The organism is Rhodococcus sp. YH3-3 (assembly GCF_001653035.1).
In the GTDB taxonomy this organism is placed as follows: Bacteria; Actinomycetota; Actinomycetes; order Mycobacteriales; family Mycobacteriaceae; genus Rhodococcus_F; species Rhodococcus_F qingshengii.
Genome location: NZ_BCWH01000003.1, coordinates 1,124,194 through 1,140,473 on the forward strand (window position 1 = coordinate 1,124,194; position 16,280 = coordinate 1,140,473).

General features: G+C 63.9%; 17 protein-coding genes and 2 tRNA genes. 13 read left to right on the plus strand and 6 right to left on the minus strand.

Features of this window, described 5'->3' with window-relative positions; translation table 11 throughout:
* Position 1 precedes the first annotated feature (1 nt).
* Genes YH3_RS30360 through YH3_RS30370 form a run of 3 tightly spaced genes read right to left on the minus strand, consistent with a single transcriptional unit; the run spans position 2 to position 2,256 of the window.
* Entirely contained in the window at positions 2-601 is a 600-nt protein-coding gene (locus tag YH3_RS30360) for a DUF3090 domain-containing protein (RefSeq protein ID WP_064444620.1), read from the minus strand.
* Positions 602-656: 55 nt separating this feature from the next.
* A complete protein-coding gene (locus YH3_RS30365; RefSeq protein WP_003946173.1) occupies positions 657-1,352 on the minus strand; it encodes a histidine phosphatase family protein in 696 nt (231 codons plus the stop codon).
* A gap of 58 nt (positions 1,353-1,410) precedes the next feature.
* The gene (locus YH3_RS30370) at positions 1,411-2,256 is read right to left on the minus strand and encodes an undecaprenyl-diphosphate phosphatase (RefSeq protein ID WP_082920701.1); all 846 of its coding nucleotides are present in this window, start codon (positions 2,254-2,256) and stop codon (positions 1,411-1,413) included.
* A gap of 228 nt (positions 2,257-2,484) precedes the next feature.
* Between YH3_RS30370 and YH3_RS30375 the strand changes: the two genes are divergently transcribed.
* The 5 genes from YH3_RS30375 to YH3_RS30395 all read left to right on the plus strand — a co-directional run bounded on the left by YH3_RS30375 (position 2,485) and on the right by YH3_RS30395 (position 7,221).
* Entirely contained in the window at positions 2,485-3,420 is a 936-nt protein-coding gene (locus tag YH3_RS30375) for an aldo/keto reductase (protein ID WP_003946175.1), read from the plus strand.
* Positions 3,421-3,512: 92 nt separating this feature from the next.
* Complete coding sequence (locus YH3_RS30380) at positions 3,513-4,199, plus strand: heme oxygenase (biliverdin-producing) (RefSeq protein ID WP_003946162.1); 687 nt, start codon at positions 3,513-3,515, stop codon at positions 4,197-4,199.
* Positions 4,196-5,203: a hemin ABC transporter substrate-binding protein gene (locus tag YH3_RS30385; RefSeq protein WP_003946195.1), complete on the plus strand. Its 1,008-nt coding sequence runs from the start codon at positions 4,196-4,198 to the stop codon at positions 5,201-5,203. The genes YH3_RS30380 and YH3_RS30385 overlap by 4 nt, the downstream gene beginning before the upstream one ends.
* Before the next feature lie 63 nt (positions 5,204-5,266).
* Positions 5,267-6,361, plus strand: coding sequence for an iron ABC transporter permease (locus YH3_RS30390; RefSeq protein ID WP_064444621.1), 1,095 nt, complete (start codon positions 5,267-5,269; stop codon positions 6,359-6,361).
* The gene (locus tag YH3_RS30395; protein ID WP_007733386.1) at positions 6,358-7,221 is read left to right on the plus strand and encodes a heme ABC transporter ATP-binding protein; all 864 of its coding nucleotides are present in this window, start codon (positions 6,358-6,360) and stop codon (positions 7,219-7,221) included. Before YH3_RS30390 ends, YH3_RS30395 begins: the two co-directional genes overlap by 4 nt.
* Here YH3_RS30395 and YH3_RS30400 read toward each other — a convergent pair.
* Positions 7,202-7,624 carry a hypothetical protein gene (locus tag YH3_RS30400; protein WP_030537527.1) on the minus strand — a complete coding sequence of 141 codons (423 nt, stop codon included), beginning with the start codon at positions 7,622-7,624 and terminating at the stop codon, positions 7,202-7,204. The two genes, YH3_RS30395 and YH3_RS30400, sit on opposite strands and share 20 nt — an antisense overlap.
* Before the next feature lie 183 nt (positions 7,625-7,807).
* On the opposite strand from YH3_RS30400, the gene YH3_RS30405 reads away from it, so the two are divergent.
* The 3 genes from YH3_RS30405 to YH3_RS30415 all read left to right on the plus strand — a co-directional run bounded on the left by YH3_RS30405 (position 7,808) and on the right by YH3_RS30415 (position 10,215).
* The gene (locus YH3_RS30405) at positions 7,808-8,833 is read left to right on the plus strand and encodes a hypothetical protein (protein ID WP_064444622.1); all 1,026 of its coding nucleotides are present in this window, start codon (positions 7,808-7,810) and stop codon (positions 8,831-8,833) included.
* Entirely contained in the window at positions 8,833-9,081 is a 249-nt protein-coding gene (locus tag YH3_RS30410) for a DUF5703 family protein (protein ID WP_003946171.1), read from the plus strand. Before YH3_RS30405 ends, YH3_RS30410 begins: the two co-directional genes overlap by 1 nt.
* A gap of 63 nt (positions 9,082-9,144) precedes the next feature.
* Positions 9,145-10,215: a quinone-dependent dihydroorotate dehydrogenase gene (locus YH3_RS30415; RefSeq protein ID WP_003946149.1), complete on the plus strand. Its 1,071-nt coding sequence runs from the start codon at positions 9,145-9,147 to the stop codon at positions 10,213-10,215.
* 58 nt (positions 10,216-10,273) lie between these two features.
* Here the strand turns inward: YH3_RS30415 and YH3_RS30420 are convergent, their stop codons facing one another.
* Together YH3_RS30420 and YH3_RS30425 are read right to left on the minus strand one after the other, a co-directional pair.
* Positions 10,274-10,810, minus strand: a complete 537-nt coding sequence (locus tag YH3_RS30420; RefSeq protein WP_064444623.1) for a YbhB/YbcL family Raf kinase inhibitor-like protein — start codon at positions 10,808-10,810, stop codon at positions 10,274-10,276.
* Between the two features lie 65 nt (positions 10,811-10,875).
* Positions 10,876-12,228, minus strand: coding sequence for a M20/M25/M40 family metallo-hydrolase (locus YH3_RS30425; RefSeq protein WP_064444624.1), 1,353 nt, complete (start codon positions 12,226-12,228; stop codon positions 10,876-10,878).
* Positions 12,229-12,346: 118 nt separating this feature from the next.
* On the opposite strand from YH3_RS30425, the gene YH3_RS30430 reads away from it, so the two are divergent.
* The 5 genes from YH3_RS30430 to YH3_RS30450 all read left to right on the plus strand — a co-directional run bounded on the left by YH3_RS30430 (position 12,347) and on the right by YH3_RS30450 (position 16,213).
* A tRNA-Leu gene (locus tag YH3_RS30430) sits at positions 12,347-12,432 on the plus strand.
* Positions 12,433-12,594: 162 nt separating this feature from the next.
* Positions 12,595-12,680 (plus strand) — tRNA-Leu (locus tag YH3_RS30435).
* Between the two features lie 108 nt (positions 12,681-12,788).
* Complete coding sequence (locus YH3_RS30440) at positions 12,789-14,330, plus strand: SDR family NAD(P)-dependent oxidoreductase (RefSeq protein ID WP_030537525.1); 1,542 nt, start codon at positions 12,789-12,791, stop codon at positions 14,328-14,330.
* A 156-nt stretch (positions 14,331-14,486) separates the two neighbouring features.
* Positions 14,487-14,918, plus strand: a complete 432-nt coding sequence (locus YH3_RS30445) for a universal stress protein (protein ID WP_003946198.1) — start codon at positions 14,487-14,489, stop codon at positions 14,916-14,918.
* 44 nt (positions 14,919-14,962) lie between these two features.
* Positions 14,963-16,213 carry a trans-acting enoyl reductase family protein gene (locus YH3_RS30450; RefSeq protein ID WP_064444625.1) on the plus strand — a complete coding sequence of 417 codons (1,251 nt, stop codon included), beginning with the start codon at positions 14,963-14,965 and terminating at the stop codon, positions 16,211-16,213.
* The last annotated feature ends 67 nt before the right edge of the window (positions 16,214-16,280 follow it).

The window sequence follows — 16,280 nt, forward strand, 5'->3', positions numbered from 1 at the left end:
GTCAGACCTCGTCGTCTTCTGCGTCGTCGATCGCGAAACCGAAGGACTCGCCGCGTCGGTACCCATTGGTGCGGATGCAGACGTGCCCCTCGGGCGCCAACGGTTCACCACACAGCGGGCACGGCGCGCGTCCCGCCGCGATGACGCGTTCGGACCGCAGCGAAAACTCGCGCGCTTGCTCCGGAGTCAGGAACACACGGACCGCGTCCGGACCGTCGTCGGCGTCGTCGAGGACAACCGATTCGTCGAACTCCGTCTCGCTGACGGCAAGCAGCTCCACGACGACCGCCCCGGCATCGGCGTCCCAACCGAGCCCCATCGTGCCGACCCGGAACTCCGCGTCGAGCGGTGTGACCAGCGGGCTGAGGTCGGAGACGTCGTCGGCTTGTGGCGGAACCTCGGTTCCGAAGCGTCGATGTACCTCTTCGAGGAGTAAGCCCATGCGATCGGCGAGGACCTGAACCTGCTGCTTCTCGAGCAGCACACTCACCACCCGTGATTCGTGCACGGCCTGGAGATAGAAAGACCTGTCACCGGGTTCGCCCACCGTTCCTGCGACAAATCGGTCAGGAGTGCGAAATACGTGAATCGCGCGCGACATTGCACCTCCTCGAGTTCGAGCAGAACATCACTGAATACCCATTATCCGTCACAGCTCACGCACCGACCTCTCCGCCGGGGACGGACTCCTGCGCGGGAGCCGAACCGTTGGTCGCGGCCTTCGCCGCACCGATCGCGGCGAGTACGTCTCCGGTGTCGTTGACGCGAAGAACGAACGGCAGTGTCGCCGTGTAGCGAATCACACTGACCGAGGCGGGCTCGGCGACGATGCGCTGGAACGAATCGAGGTGCATCGCAAACGCGTCGGCGAGAACCGATTTGATGACGTCACCGTGCGTGCACGCGATCCAGACGACGTCCTTGCCGTGTTCTTCGGCCAGCCGTGCGTCGTGCTCTCGGATCGCGGCAACGGCTCGCGCCTGTACCTGGGCCAGCCCTTCACCGCCGGGAAACACTGCACCGGAAGCGTGGCGCTGCACCACTTTCCAGAGCGGTTCTTCCAAGAGTTCCTTGAGCGGGCGACCCGTCCAGTCGCCGTAATCGACCTCGATGAGGCGATCCTCGACCACCGGCGTCAGACCACGGTCGACGGCAATGGGGCCGACCGTCTGCTCACACCGCAACAGCGGCGAGCGGACGATCTCCGCGATGTCCAGACCGACCAGCCGATCGACGACGCCTTCGGCCTGTTTCCGGCCGTGGTCGTCGAGTTCCACACCCGGCGTTCGACCGGCCAGGGTATGGGCAGTGTTGGACGTCGACCGCCCGTGCCGCAGTAGGACAACTGTCATTCCACAACCCTAATGGGGCGGTGGCCGCACGGACGGGTGGTCGACGTCGAAACGGGCCCTATGTCGCGGACACGACCCCTGTGGCCAGCAACGCAAGGACGACTACGCCGAGAGCGATTCTGTATCCGACGAACCAGTACATGGAGTGATCGACAACAAATCGAAGCAGCCAGGCGATCGCTGCGTAACCGACCGCGAAGGCGATGACGGTTGCCACCAGCAACTGCGGACCGCTCGCGTTCAGACCCTCACCAGCCGGCTCGAAGGCATCCGGGAGGCTGAACAAACCGGAGGCGAGAACTGCCGGAATCGCCAACAGGAACGAGTAACGGGCTGCGGCCTCACGGGTGAGTCCGAGGAAAAGGCCGGCACTGATCGTGCCACCCGAACGTGAGACACCCGGGATGAGCGCGAGCGCCTGAGCCGAACCCATGATGATGCCGTCGCGTGCTGTGAGCGATTCGATCGGGCGCGTCTTGCGTCCGTAGTACTCGGCAGCAGCGATGACGAGCGCGAACACGATCAACATCGTGGCAATCAGCCACAGGTTGCGTGCGCCGGTACGGATCTGGTCTTTGAAGAAGAACCCGAGGATGCCGACCGGGATGGTGCCGATGATGACGTACCAGCCCATCCGGTAATCGAGATCGACCCGGTGCTCGGCATTGAACACACCTCGGAACCAGGCAGTGATGATCCTCACGATGTCGCGTGCGAAGTAGATCAGGACCGCCAACTCGGTGCCGAGCTGCGTCACGGCGGTGAACGACGCGCCGGCGTCACTGCCGAAGAATATCTCCGACACGATTCGCAAATGTCCGGAAGACGAGATGGGCAGGAACTCGGTCAAGCCCTGCACGAGGCCCAGGATCACGGCCTGGAGCCAGGTCATCGCTTCGCCCATCACTCACCGATCCCGGCTGATTCGAATGGGGTTACTGCACACAGGTTTCGTGTGTCGGGTTCACGTTTCACCGGCGCCACGCTACCGGGGCCCACGGCGCCGCGCCGCGCCCGGCACGTCCGTGTCCGAATACCCCGACTCGAGGCGAGCGCCTACTAGTCTGCACGTGGTGAGATCTCTCGGGTGCCGCACTTGCGCACACGAGTCGGGCGCGAGATGCAGGCGGTTATGAAGCACAGATCTGTCGGAACGAGCGGACTTCGGGTCTCGCGACTTGGGCTCGGCACACTGACATGGGGACGCGACACGGACGGCGACGAGGCTGCTGCACAGCTACTTGCGTTCGCCGAGGCCGGCGGAACCCTGGTCGACACCTCGCCCGCCTACGGCGCCGGTGCGGCGCAACGGATCCTCGCCGAGTTGCTCGACGACGTCGTTCCACGTGACGAACTCATCATCAGCTCGAGCGCCGGCATCGACCCCACACCGATCGGCACCGACCGCGTCGACTGCTCGCGGCGCGGATTGCTCCGCCAGCTCGACGCGACTCTTCGTGAACTCGGAACCGACTTCCTCGACATGTGGCAGGTCGCAACCTGGGATCCGCTCACGCCCGTCGACGAGGTTGCAGCAACCCTCGACTACGCCGTCTCGAGCGGCAAGGTGCGGTACGTCGGAGTTCGCGGCTACCTCGGCTGGCAGCTCGCGACGGCCGTAGGAGCCGGTGGCGCAACAACACTCGCCGCGACGCAGGCCGAGTACTCGTTGCTCGCACGCGGCGTCGAGGAAGAATTGTTCGCAGCGGCGGCCCATCACGGCGTCGGAGTGTTCGCCGCAGTACCCCTCGCGGGCGGTGTGCTGACCGGCAAGTACCGCGACGGCATTCCCGTCGATTCCCGCGGCGCCGACGAAGCACATTCGCAGGATGTGCAGAGCTATCTGACCGATTCCTCGATCCGGGTGGTCGACGCAGTCGTTACCGCTGCCGACGGTCTGGGTACTTCCCCACTGGCGGTGGCACTGGCCTGGGCGCGCGATCGCGCCGGGGTGGCCAGCGCCGTCGTCGGCACGCGTGATCTCGCCCAGTTGACAGGAGTACTGGCAACCGAAGAATTGGAACTTCCGAAAGCGATTGCCGCGGCTCTCGACGATGTGAGCGCTTGATCTGTCCCGCTGATCGAAATACCGGAGGTATCGTGTTGGCGAGGGCAGGCTAACCTAGTAGGCAACGCTTGACTACAGCCTCAGGAGAATCAATGACCACGCTCGACGTAGACAGCCTTTCCGCAGACGCAGGCCCAGCCTTCTCCGAACGAATCAAGACCGAGACGGACGCAGCACACCGCGAGACGGAGCAGTCGCGATTCGTAGGCGCTCTACTCGGCGGTGAGCTGACCACGGCTGGCTACGCCGCACTTCTGGGACAGACGTACCTCGTCTACACGAGCCTCGAAGAGGCCGGCCGCACACACGCCGACAACGAGTTGGTCGCCCCGTTCCTGTCCGAGGATCTGTTGCGCGTGGCTTCACTCGAAGCCGATCTCGAGTTCCTCGGCGGACCGAACTGGCGCGACGAACTCGTGGCCCTGCCGGCAACCGAGCGTTACATCGCCCGCCTGAAGGAGGTGGCGTTCGATTGGCCTGCCGGCTTCGTCGCACATCACTACCTTCGGTACATGGGCGATCTCTCGGGCGGACAGATCATCCGCCGGATGCTCGAACGCGCCTACGGATTCGAGACCGACGGACTTCGCTTCTACATCTTCGAAGGCATCCCCAAGCCGAAGCCTTTCAAGGACGACTACCGCTCGAATCTGGATGCACTGCAGATTCCTGCCGAGGAACAGCAGCGTTTCATCGACGAGGTGAATCTGGCATACCGCCTCAACGGCGACCTGTTCGCCGACCTCGAAGGCGACATCGAGAGCTACCTCGTCAAATGATGAAGCGCTTGGCCGCGGCGGCTCTGGTCGCAGCAGCCGGTTTCGGTCTGGTGGCTTGCGGTCCCAGCGACAATTCCACGACATCTCAGGGCGCCAGGACCGCGGTACTCGAAGATTCCAGCCCGGTTCCCGTGTCCGACAACCCGACCGCGACACTGCCCGTGACGGTGAAGAGCTTCGACGGCGTCGACGTGACCATCACCGACAACAGCCGGATCGTTGCGGCCGACCGCTACGGGACGCTCGCGACGACGACGGTGGCGCTCGGCCTCGGTGACAATCTCGTCGGCCGCGACACCGCAGCCAAGTTCCCCGCAGTCGCGGACGTGCCGGTTGTCACGGTCGGCGGCCAATCGCTCAATACCGAGGCAATTCTCGACCTCAATCCCACCGTTGTTCTCACCGACACGAGTATCGGGCCCAAGAGCGTCCAGGATCAGTTGCGCGCCGCCGGTGTTCCCGTCGTCTTCTTCGATCCGACCCGAACACTCGAGGGTGTGCCAGGACAACTCCAGGCCGTCGCCGACGCGCTCGGCGTCCCCGCCCAGGGCGCGGCGCTGGTCGATCGGACCGAATCGGAAATCGCTGGAGCTCGTGACCTGGTCCCCACCGAGGGCGATCCACTGAAAATCGCATTCCTCTACATGCGCGGATCGGCCATCACCATGATCGGCGGTGAAGGGTCCGGAGCAGATTCCTTGATCGAGGCACTCGGCGCCACCGATGCAGGAACCGCCTCGGGCATCACACAACAGTTCGTGCCCATCACCAGCGAAGCGCTCATCGCCGCAGCGCCTGACGCCCTGCTGATGATGACGGACGGATTGGCATCGATCGGCGGAATCGACGGCCTCGAAAAGGTCCCTGGCATCGCGCAGACGCCGGCTGGAAAGAACAAACGAGTAGTCGACATGGCGGACGGTGTACTGCTCAGCTTCGGGCCCAACACCGGACGCGTCATGGCGGCACTCGCCGAAGCGATCTACGAGCCCGGTGGATCGTGAGCAAAGATTCGTGAGTGCTGATTCGTGAGTACAGAGACAGGTAGTTCCGAAGCAGGTAAGACTGTGTCGGCCGAGGATTCACACGACGTCGGGGGCGCCGACAAGTCGGCGTCTGCCCCCGCGTCGCGGTCGCGGGTGAGTGCGGTTCTGGTCAGCTTGACTCTCGCCCTGGTGATCGTCGCGGTGCTGTCGGCGTGCATCGGTCAAGTTCCGACGTCGCCACTCGAGGTTTTGGGCAGCATCCTGCATCGCATCGGGCTCGACCTCGGTCCGATGCCCGCCCATCCCAGCGGTGAAGTGACTTTGTGGGACGTTCGATTCCCCCGCGTCGTGCTCGCCATCTGTGTCGGCGCGGCGCTGGGATGTTCCGGTGCGCTCCTGCAGGGTGTGTTCTCCAATCCGCTCGCAGAACCCGGAGTGATCGGAGTGTCTGCGGGCGCGGCAGTTGGCGCGAGTGCTGTCATCGTCGTCGGGGGAACGTTCGTGGCCGGCTGGGCCGTTGCTGCGGCTGCGTTCGTCGCCGGGCTGGTCACCACCGCGGCGGTCTACCTGCTGGCTCGGCACGAAGGCCGAACCGAAGTAGTGACGTTGGTGCTGACGGGCGTCGCGATCAACGCGTTCGCCGGCGGGCTCATCGCGTTCTTCACCTTCGTCGCCAGCCCGTCCGCTCGCGATCAGATCGTGTTCTGGCAACTCGGCTCACTCAACGGCGCTTCCTGGAACGCAGTCCTGATCGTGGCGCCGATGACCGTCGTCGGGATCGCCGCGACCATGATGATCGCCCCACGTCTCGACCTGCTGGCGCTCGGTGAACACGCGGCCCGTCACCTGGGCGTCAACGTCGAACGGCTGCGCCAGTTCGCGGTACTGATCGTCGCTCTCCTCGTCTCCGCAAGTGTTGCCTTCACGGGAATCATCCTCTTCGTCGGCCTGGTCGTTCCGCACCTGATGCGCATTCTCGTCGGACCTGGCCACCGCGCGCTGATTCCGGCGAGCGCCCTCGCCGGCGCACTGGTTCTGCTTGTCGCAGATCTGGGCTCGCGGTCGCTGATCGACAACGCAGACCTGCCCCTCGGAATGCTGACCGCTCTGGTGGGCGGCCCCTTCTTCTTCTGGCTTCTCCGACGCACGCGCGCGCAACAGGGCGGGTGGGCATGAGCAGCCTCGTAAGAAACTGGCGCGAACTGTTCGGCCGCGTCACCCCCGAACCGAAGAGCCCAGCCGTCGGTGATGTCACCCTCGAGGCGCGCGACATCACAGTCGAACGCGGTGGTCGGCAGATTCTGGAAGGCGTGTCCATCGAAGTCCGGGCAGGCGAGCTAGTCGTTCTCGTCGGACCGAACGGCGCCGGTAAGTCGACTCTTCTTGCGGCGTTGGCCGGTGATCAGCCCGTCATCGCTGGGCGGGTGGACGTTGACGGCACCGACCTCACTCAGTGGTCGCCGATCGACATGGCGCGCCGACGCGCGGTGCTCCCCCAGAAACACACCATCGGATTTTCGTTCAGCGCTCGCCAGGTGGTTCGTATGGGACGTGCGCCATGGACCGGAACTCGCCGAGAAGACCGCGACGGCGCTGCTATCACCGCGGCGATGAAGACCTGCGATGTCGAGGGGTTCGCCAATCGGCCGTTCGCCGTGCTGTCCGGCGGCGAGCAGGCGCGGGTCGCGCTGGCCCGGGTACTGGCACAGGAAACGTCGACCATCCTGCTGGACGAGCCGACTGCAGCTCTCGATCTCGGACACCAGGAGGCGGTGATGTCCGTGGCGCGCGCTCGCGCTGCGGACGGCGATGCCGTCGTCGTCGTTTTGCACGACCTCGCGTTGGCAGCGGCGTACGCGGATCGGATCGTCGTGCTCGAAAACGGCCGCATCGCCGCTGACGGTCCCCCGGAATCGGTGTTGCACGAAGAGCTTCTGACCCGCGTCTACGGTTATCCGGTCGAGGTGTTCCCGCATCCGACAACCGGAGCAACGCTGGTCATCCCGCGCCGAGAATTCACCGAACAGAATCGATGATCGATCCCAGCCTGTTCAGGACGGCTCTCACCGTCGGCAGGCTGCGGCCGTCGCCGTCACGAACTCCGTCACCGGGACCGGGCTGTGACCAATCAGCCTCCGTGGACAGAACTGCGTCGCGGACCACACCGGCGATGCTTCGCTCGTCGGTCAGATCGATGTCGGTCACCGATCGCTCCGCGGTGGCGACAACGTCTGCAGGGGTCGGCACACTGTGCTCGCAGTATTCGCCGTATACCTCGACGAACAGCATGCTCTTTCGTACGCGGAACGCGAAAGTTCGACCGTCGGACCTGCCGAAACCGTGTGCGTGAGCGCCGACGGTGAGGTCCTCGATCTCGAAGCCCGGCCGCGCCGGTTCGGGCGACTGCGCGCCGGAATCGGTGGGTTCTGTGGGAATCACAATGATCTCCTCGGTGATTGCAGCGTCAACCGCAATCGCTGTTCGTACGGTATCGCGTCAGGGGTGTGAGCGGAATGGTCGGTAGTTCCTCGACGCGATGAACGGCGCCCGACTGCGATCAGGGATGATCGATGACAGTCGCACTGCGTGAAGAACAGATGACAAGAAAAAGAGGAACTACACATGGCTCGCCTAGGGATCCGCACCACTGCAGCAGCAATGGGGGCGGCGGTTCTGCTGGTCACAGGATGTTCTTCCGGAGATGGCGGAGACGACCTCATCACGATCGATCCCGCAACGGCAGCGGTCTCACCGGCCACCACCAGTACCCCGGACGGCGTGGTTCACCCGTATTCAGGTCTGATCGATTCCATCACATTCGACCCGATCACGCGCAGGGCTGTAGTGGTTGCCAACGACCCCCGTTCGGTGCTGGTCGTTCCTTCGGACAGTTTGGCCGGCGCCGACCCCGCCTCTGCAGGTCGTCCAACAGCCCTGGATTCCGACGTACGCGACGTTTCGATCGGCTCTGACGGTAGCGCTCTTCTGTCGATGGATCGCCAGGTAGTGAAGCTGAATCTGACTTCGGGCGAACAGACGTCCATCCCGGTAGACGGGCAGGCGAATTCAGCGGTCGAACTCAACGACGGCCGCATCGCGATCGGCACGGACAATGGTTCAGTTCACATCGTCGACCCGAAGACCGATCAGTCACAGACGGTTTCGGGATTCGCATCCGTCGACGAACTCGCGGTCACCGGCGACAACCTGAGCGCCCTCGATCACCGTCAGACCTCGCTGACGGCGATCAACCTCGGAGACGGCAAACTCGGCGTCGCTCTCCGCGCCGGTGAGGGCGCAACTCATCTGGCCACCGATCGCTTCGGACGCATTCTGGTCACCGACACCACCGGCAACGAACTGCTCGTCTTCACTGCCGATCCGCTCCTGATGCACCAGCGCTACCCCGTCGGCGAGTCGCCGTACGCCGTTGCCTACGACGAGACCGCGGATCGGGTGTGGGTGACACTGACCGCGACCAATGAAGTGGTCGGCTTCGATCTGTCGTCCGGCATCCCCGTGGAGACCGGACGGTTCAAGACGGTGCGACAGCCGAATTCGTTGGCCGTAGACTCTTCCAACGGCAATCTGATCGTCGGATCGGCAACCGGTGACGGGCTGCAGGTCATCCCGTCACGGGAGAACTGATGGAAAAGCGTACGCGCGGGATCCCCGCGCAGTGGGAGACGTCGGACGACAAGTTCGACTATGTGCCCCTTCGACTACCGCCGAACGTTTCGCGGGTCACGGCGTCGATGCGTCTGGCGATCTCCGCCGAGTTCGGCGGATGGGAACTCTCCCGAGTCCGTCTCTACCCCGACGGCAGTCGTCGCGTGCTCCTCAAGCGAAAGAAGACGCCGCTGCACGTGACCGATCCGGACGGCATTCAGCACTGATCGTCCAACAGACGACCAGAGCCCGCCGCTGACAAAATCACACCATCGAAGAGCTGGAGAATCGTGTACCAACTGCTGCTGAGCCTGATGTTCCGGGTCCCACCGGAACGCATCCACCACATTGCCTTCACCGCGATGAAACTGGTGACACGGTTCGCTCCCCTTCGCTGGCTGGTCGCAAAAGTCCTTGTCGTCGACGACCCGGTACTGCGGAGTCAGGCATTCGGTCTGACGTTCCCGGCACCTCTCGGCCTGGCCGCAGGATTCGACAAGGACGCCACCGGAGTCGACGCCTGGGGCCCGTTGGGATTCGGTTTCGCCGAGGTCGGAACAGTGACGGCCCAGGCTCAGCCCGGTAACCCCGCGCCGCGTCTCTTCCGTCTTCCGGCCGACCGCGCTCTGATCAACCGGATGGGCTTCAACAACCACGGCGCTGGTCACGCGGCGAATTTCCTGCGACAGCGCCGCGTCACGGTGCCGATCGGTGCCAACATCGGCAAGACCAAGATCGTCGAAGCCGCCGACGCCGCTGCCGACTACACCGCCAGCGCGCAGCTTCTGGGTCCGCTGGCCGACTTCATGGTCGTGAATGTCAGCTCGCCGAACACACCTGGACTCCGTGATCTGCAGGCCGTCGAATCACTGCGCCCGATCCTGCAGGCCGTGCTCGACACCGTCAGCGTGCCGGTACTGGTGAAGATCGCGCCCGACCTCTCGGACGAGGACGTCGACGCGGTCGCCGATCTGGCAATCGAACTCGGACTTGCCGGAATCGTCGCGACCAACACCACGATCCGTCGCGACGGTTTGAAGACCCCGGACGCCGAGGTAGCTGCACTCGGCGCAGGCGGGCTGTCCGGTGCACCGGTCGCCGAGCGCTCACTCGAAGTACTTCGGCGCCTGTACGCCCGAGTGGGCGACAAGATGACCATCATCTCGGTCGGCGGTATCGAGACGGCCGATCAGGCGTGGGAACGGATCCTCGCCGGCGCGACACTGGTGCAGGGATACACCGGCTTCATCTACGGCGGACCGTTCTGGGCTCGCAGCATCCACAAGGGGATAGCCAAGCGGGTCCGCGCAGCGGGTTTCTCGTCGATCGCCCAGGCTGTGGGAGCTGAGAACCCTCGCTAGAAAGTGCTGTGCGCCTTTATTAACCGCCCGCGGTTAATAAAGGCGCACAGCAAAGTGACTATTCGACCTCGAACGTCCCGGTCAAGGTTGCACGCGCAATCGCGTGATGGAACACGTTGAAACCGAGGAACGCCGGCGACGAGTCAGGGGTGACTCCGTCGAGCGTCTCCACGTCGAGGGCATGCACCGCGACGATGTAGCGATGCGGACCGTGCCCGGGAGGCGGGCCTGCACCGATGAAACCGAACCCGCCACCGTCGTGGCGGAGTGTGACGGTTCCGGCGGGCAGGACATCGCTGTCCGCCGCGCCGGCACCGGCGGGGAGCACGGTGACGGAAGCGGGGATGTTCGCCACGGCCCAGTGCCAGAACCCCGACGCAGTCGGTGCGTCCGGATCGAACACCGTCACGACGAAGCTCTTCGTCTCGGCCGGAAAGCCGGACCACGAGAGCTGCGGTGAGATGTCTTCGCCACCGGGGACACCGAAGGCTCCACTGGCCTGAGCAAGCTTCAGCGGCTGGCCCGCAGTGATGTCGTCACTGGTCAGCTCGAAACTCGGCAACTTCGGCAATGGTTCGTACGGATCGTGCGCCATGCGAATCCTTTCTGTGACAAGAGAGCTCGATGTGCGTCGAGCTCACGGATCTATCTACGTGCTCGTCAGGAATTGAGCAGGAAATGTTCCAGAACACGTGTCCCGAACAGTAGTGCGTCCACCGGAACTCGCTCGTCGACGCCGTGGAACAGCGCGCTGAAATCCAGCTCGGGCGGCAACTGCAACGGCGCGAAGCCGAAGCAGCGAATGCCCAGTTTCGCGAATGCCTTCGCGTCGGTTCCACCGGAGAGCATGTACGGAACTGTGCGAGCCTCCGGATCGTGGGCGAGGATCGCCTCGTTCATGGCGTCTACGAGGTGGCCGTCGAACGTTGTTTCGTACGAATCCAGCCTGGTGATCCACTCGCGGGTCACGTCGGGACCGATCAGTTGGTCCACCGTGCGCTCGAATTCGGCCTGCCGTCCCGGCAGCACGCGGCAGTCGAAGACCGCCTCGGCAGTCTGCGGAATGACGTTCGCCTTGTATCCGGCCTTGAGCATCGTCGGGTTCGCCGTGTCACGGAACGTCGCCCCGATGATGTTGGCGATCGTCCCCAACTTCGCGAGAGTCCCGTCGATGTCGGGTGATCCCGGATCGAAGTCCAATCCGGTCTCTTCGCCGACGGCGGTCAGGAACTCCGCGACCGAATCCGAGATCACGATCGGGAACTGGTGGGCAGCAAGCCTCGAGACCGCGCCGGCGAGTGTCGCGACCGCGTTGTCGTCGTGGAGGAAGGAGCCGTGTCCGGCGCGTCCCTTGGCAGTCAGACGCATCCAACCGAGGCCCTTTTCCGCAGTCTCCACGAGGTAGAGCCGGCGGTCGGTTCCGTCAGGCCGCGGAACCGTCAGCGAGAAACCGCCGACCTCACCCACGGCCTCGGTCACTCCCTCGAACAGATCCGGGCGGTGCTCGACCAGCCACTGGCATCCGTACTTTCCGCCCGCTTCCTCGTCCGCCACGAAAGCGAACACCAGATCACGCGGCGGTACGACGCCTTCCGCCTTGAACTGTCTGGCGAGGGCCAGGATCATCCCGACCATGTCCTTCATGTCCACGGCGCCGCGCCCCCAGACGTAACCGTCCTGGACGGTGCCGGCAAAGGGATGGACGCTCCAGTCGGCGGGCTCGGCCGGAACTACGTCGAGGTGACCGTGAAGCATCAACGCACCACGACCCGACTCGGCTCCCTTCAAGCGAGCAAAGACATTTCCTCGGCCGGGTGCTCCGGACTCGACGTATTCCGTCTCGTAACCGACTTCTTGAAGCTGCGCGGCAACCCACTCCGCGCACGCACGCTCGCCTTTGGTGGTTTCGAGTTCTCCCGTGTTCGAGGTGTCGAAGCGGATGAGGGAACTGACCAGTTCGACTACTTCTGCTTCGGCTCTGCTCGGATTCGGATTATTCGGGGTTGTGGTCATTCCACTTTCCTACCATCGAATCAAACGACGCGGGCGACCGGAATGCCCCGCAACCTGGCGATTTGGGGCAGCTCACCTAATCGGATACTCTTTCCCAGCACCGAGAAATCGGGGCCGAGTCCGAGTGGCGGAATGGCAGACGCGCTAGCTTGAGGTGCTAGTGTCCTATTAACGGACGTGGGGGTTCAAGTCCCCCCTCGGACACTCGAATACAGCAAAAAGACCCCAGCCTGATCAGGTTGGGGTCTTTTTGCTGTGCGCCTTTATTAACCCCCGGCGGTTAATAAAGGCGCACAGCAGTGGGGCGATTTGGGACCTGGGGATGGCATCGGATACTCTTTCCCAGCACCGAGAAATCGGGGCCGAGTCCGAGTGGCGGAATGGCAGACGCGCTAGCTTGAGGTGCTAGTGTCCTATTAACGGACGTGGGGGTTCAAGTCCCCCCTCGGACACTCTGTGTTGAGACAGACAGGAAAAGCTCCGGTTCATCGAACCGGAGCTTTTCTCGTAATTGGCGAAGTTCCCGCACCAGGGAACAGTCCGCGCGAGCGGCGATCGAGATGGAACAGAAGTTCGAAGTGGATACAGACACCAAGAAGTCGGATGCACTGCAGGCAGATTCGCTGGAAACAGCCGATTCAGAATCTGCTCGAGCCGAACTCACCGGACTCGACCCCGCGGAACTCGAAATCTGCCTGAAGGTCCTTTCCGAAGCCGCCGAACTCGACGACGAGCATCCCGATTCGATCACCATGCAGCGCGCTGTCGGCCATCTGTTCAAGCGACTCAAGAAGAAGCGTCGCCTCGCCTCGCGCGCAGCCGTCAACGAAGCCGACCGCCGAGTGGTCGCTGCGACTGCCACCGGTTCACCCGATCGCATCGACGACGAGACCGCAGGCATTCCGATCAAGTCGAACACCGCCGGCGCCTCCGCCGGCACGCTCATCAAGGCGCGGCCGTGCTACATCTGCAAGCAGCGCTACACCGCAGTCGACGCCTTCTACCACCAACTGTGCCCCGATTGCGCTGCCACCAGCCGCAGCAAACGTGATGCCAGCACTGATCTCACCGGCCGACGCGCACTTCTGACCGGCGGCCGCGCGAAGATCGGCATGTACATCGCGTTGCGCCTGCTGCGTGACGGCGCACATCTGACCATCACGACGCGATTCCCCAACGACGCGATCCGCCGATTCAAAGCGATGGAAGACAGCAACGACTGGATTCACCGTCTGCGCATCGTCGGCATCGACCTCCGCGACCCCGCCCAGGTTGTTGCACTCGCGGATTCCGTTGCCGCACAGGGTCCACTCGACATCCTCATCAACAACGCCGCGCAAACCGTCCGACGCTCCCCCGGCGCCTACGGCGCTCTGGTCGACGCCGAGTCCGGTGCGCTTCCCGCCGGTGAACTGCCTGATGTCCTGACTTTCGGCAAGACGAGCGACGCCCACCCCGCGGCTCTGGCCGGATCGCTGTCGGACGTCGCAAGCATCACCTCCGGAAATCTGTCCGCCGACGCGGTCAGTTCACTCGCCCTCGTCGCCAAGTCGGCGTCACCCGATCGCATCGAGCAGGGCATCGCCATCGACGCGGGCGGGCTGCTGCCCGACCTCGCGCACACCAACAGCTGGGTTCAGACCGTCGAAGAGGTCGATCCGATCGAGCTTCTCGAAGTCCAGCTCTGCAACTCGGTCGCGCCCTTCATCCTCGTTTCGCGCTTGCGCCCGTCGATGGCTGCGTCCGCTGCGCGACGCAAGTACGTCGTGAACGTTTCCGCCATGGAAGGCCAGTTCAGCCGCGCGTACAAGGGCCCTGGCCACCCGCACACCAACATGGCCAAGGCAGCACTGAACATGCTGACCCGCACCAGCTCCAAGGAAATGCTCGACGACGGCATCCTCATGACCGCCGTCGACACCGGCTGGATCACCGACGAACGCCCACACTTCACCAAGATGCGGTTGGCCGACGAAGGTTTTCACGCACCACTCGACCTCGTCGACGGTGCCGCCCGCGTCTACGACCCCATCGTTCAGGGTGAACTGGGCGTCGACCTGCACGGCTGCTTCCTCAAGGACTACAAACCCTCGCCGTGGTGATCGGCAGCACGCCGCATTCGTGATGGGCAGCACCCAGCCGCCCCGATGTGGCGATCTCGTCACCCCCGAACCCCCGTGTCGAGTAGCTCATTTCAGGTAGAGCACAGCATTGCAGGCGATAATGGAGCCGACACTGCTCACCGACTCGGAGGAACCATGACGATCGCCGTCGTACACAAGGACAGCCCGGAAGGCCGTGCCGCAATCGTGGCCGCTGCACGGGAATCCGTGGGTCGAAGCGAGGAACTGCTGGTTCTGCACGTCCTGGACGACGTCAACATCGGAGGCACGGTCAACCTCGGAGACACCGAGGACGATCGGGCCGCTCTTCGCGGCGAGATCCAGTCAGCGCTCGACGCCGGTGGATTCTCGGAGACGAAGTGGGATCTGCGCACCACAGAGCACGACGGCGATCCGGTTACCGCGCTCGTCGACCTGGTCCACGACGCGGGTGTCGATCTCCTGATCGTCGGAACACGCCGGATGTCCCCCATCGGCAAGTTCCTGCTCGAACGCCCGCTGCAACGCCTGTTGCTCGAAGTCGAGGCTCCGATCCTCGTCGTGAAGGAGCCCCTCCCCGCCGAGTGACCGCGGTCACATCACTTTCGACTACTCGTTTGTAGGCTGGCTCCATGACTGGAACCTCGCCCGCCCGAGAACTCGACATCATCGTCTACGGAGCGAGCGGCTTCGTCGGTAAGCTTCTCGCCGACTACCTCGTCAAACATGCTCCCGAAGGCACGAAGATCGGCCTCGGTGGCCGCTCCCTCGAGAAGTTGGCAGCCACTCGCGCCGATCTGGGTACTGCCGCTGCCGATCTCCCCCTGATCATCGCCGAAGCCGACGACGCCACGGCGCTGAGGGCACTCGCCCAGCGAACCCGGGTCGTCGCCACCACGGTCGGCCCGTATGCCAAGTACGGCCACGCCCTTGTTCACGAATGCGCCTCCGCCGGAACTCATTACGTCGACCTGACCGGTGAGGTGCTGTTCCACCGCGAGAGCATCGACGACAACCATGAGCTGGCGGTCTCGACCGGTGCCAAGATCGTCCATTCCTGCGGATTCGATTCCATCCCTTCCGATCTCGGAGTTCACGTCCTGCACGAGAAGGTCGCCGCCGACGGCGCCGGCGAGCTCACCGACACCACCCTGTTGGTCACGGCCCTGCGCGGCGGCGTGAGCGGTGGCACCGTTGATTCGCTTCGCAACCAGATCGACGTGTCGAAAGACGATGCGCGCCTGCGGAAACTTGCTGCCTCGCCGTACTCGCTGAGCCCCGATCGTGATCGGGAGCCCGAACTCGGACGCCAGAGCGACGTGAGCGTGGTCGACGGCAAGAAGATCGATCCGTCGTTGAAGGGGTGGAAAGCGCCGTTCGTGATGGCGTCGTACAACACACGAGTCGTCCGTCGCAGCAATGCGCTCCGAGAGTGGGCGTACGGCAAGAAGTTCAAGTACAGCGAGGTGATGAGCGTCGGCTCATCGGTGGTGTCACCGGTGATTGCGGGCGGCGTGGCGGTCGGCCTCGGCGCGCTGGTCGCCGGACTCGCTCTACCTCCGACACGTTTCCTTCTCGACAAGGTATTGCCGGCTCCCGGTGAAGGTCCGAGCGAGAGCACCCAGAAGAAGGGCCACTTCACGCTCGACGTGTTCACCACGACCACGACCGGCGCCCGATACACATCACGAGTGAAGGCGAAGGGCGACCCGGGATACAGCGCGACGGCGGTAATGCTCGGCGAATCTGCGTTGTCGTTGGCGAAGGACCAAAAGGCTCTTCCCCCGGCCACCGGCGTTTTGACTCCAGCGACAGCGCTCGGCGACGTCCTGGTCGAGCGTCTACGCGCGGCTGGTTTCGAGATTTCCGCGCGCAAACTCTAGACAGAACGAATTTCACTTGATCGTTTCAGCTCTTCGCGCCCGATTATCGCAGCTCAGGGCGCGGACA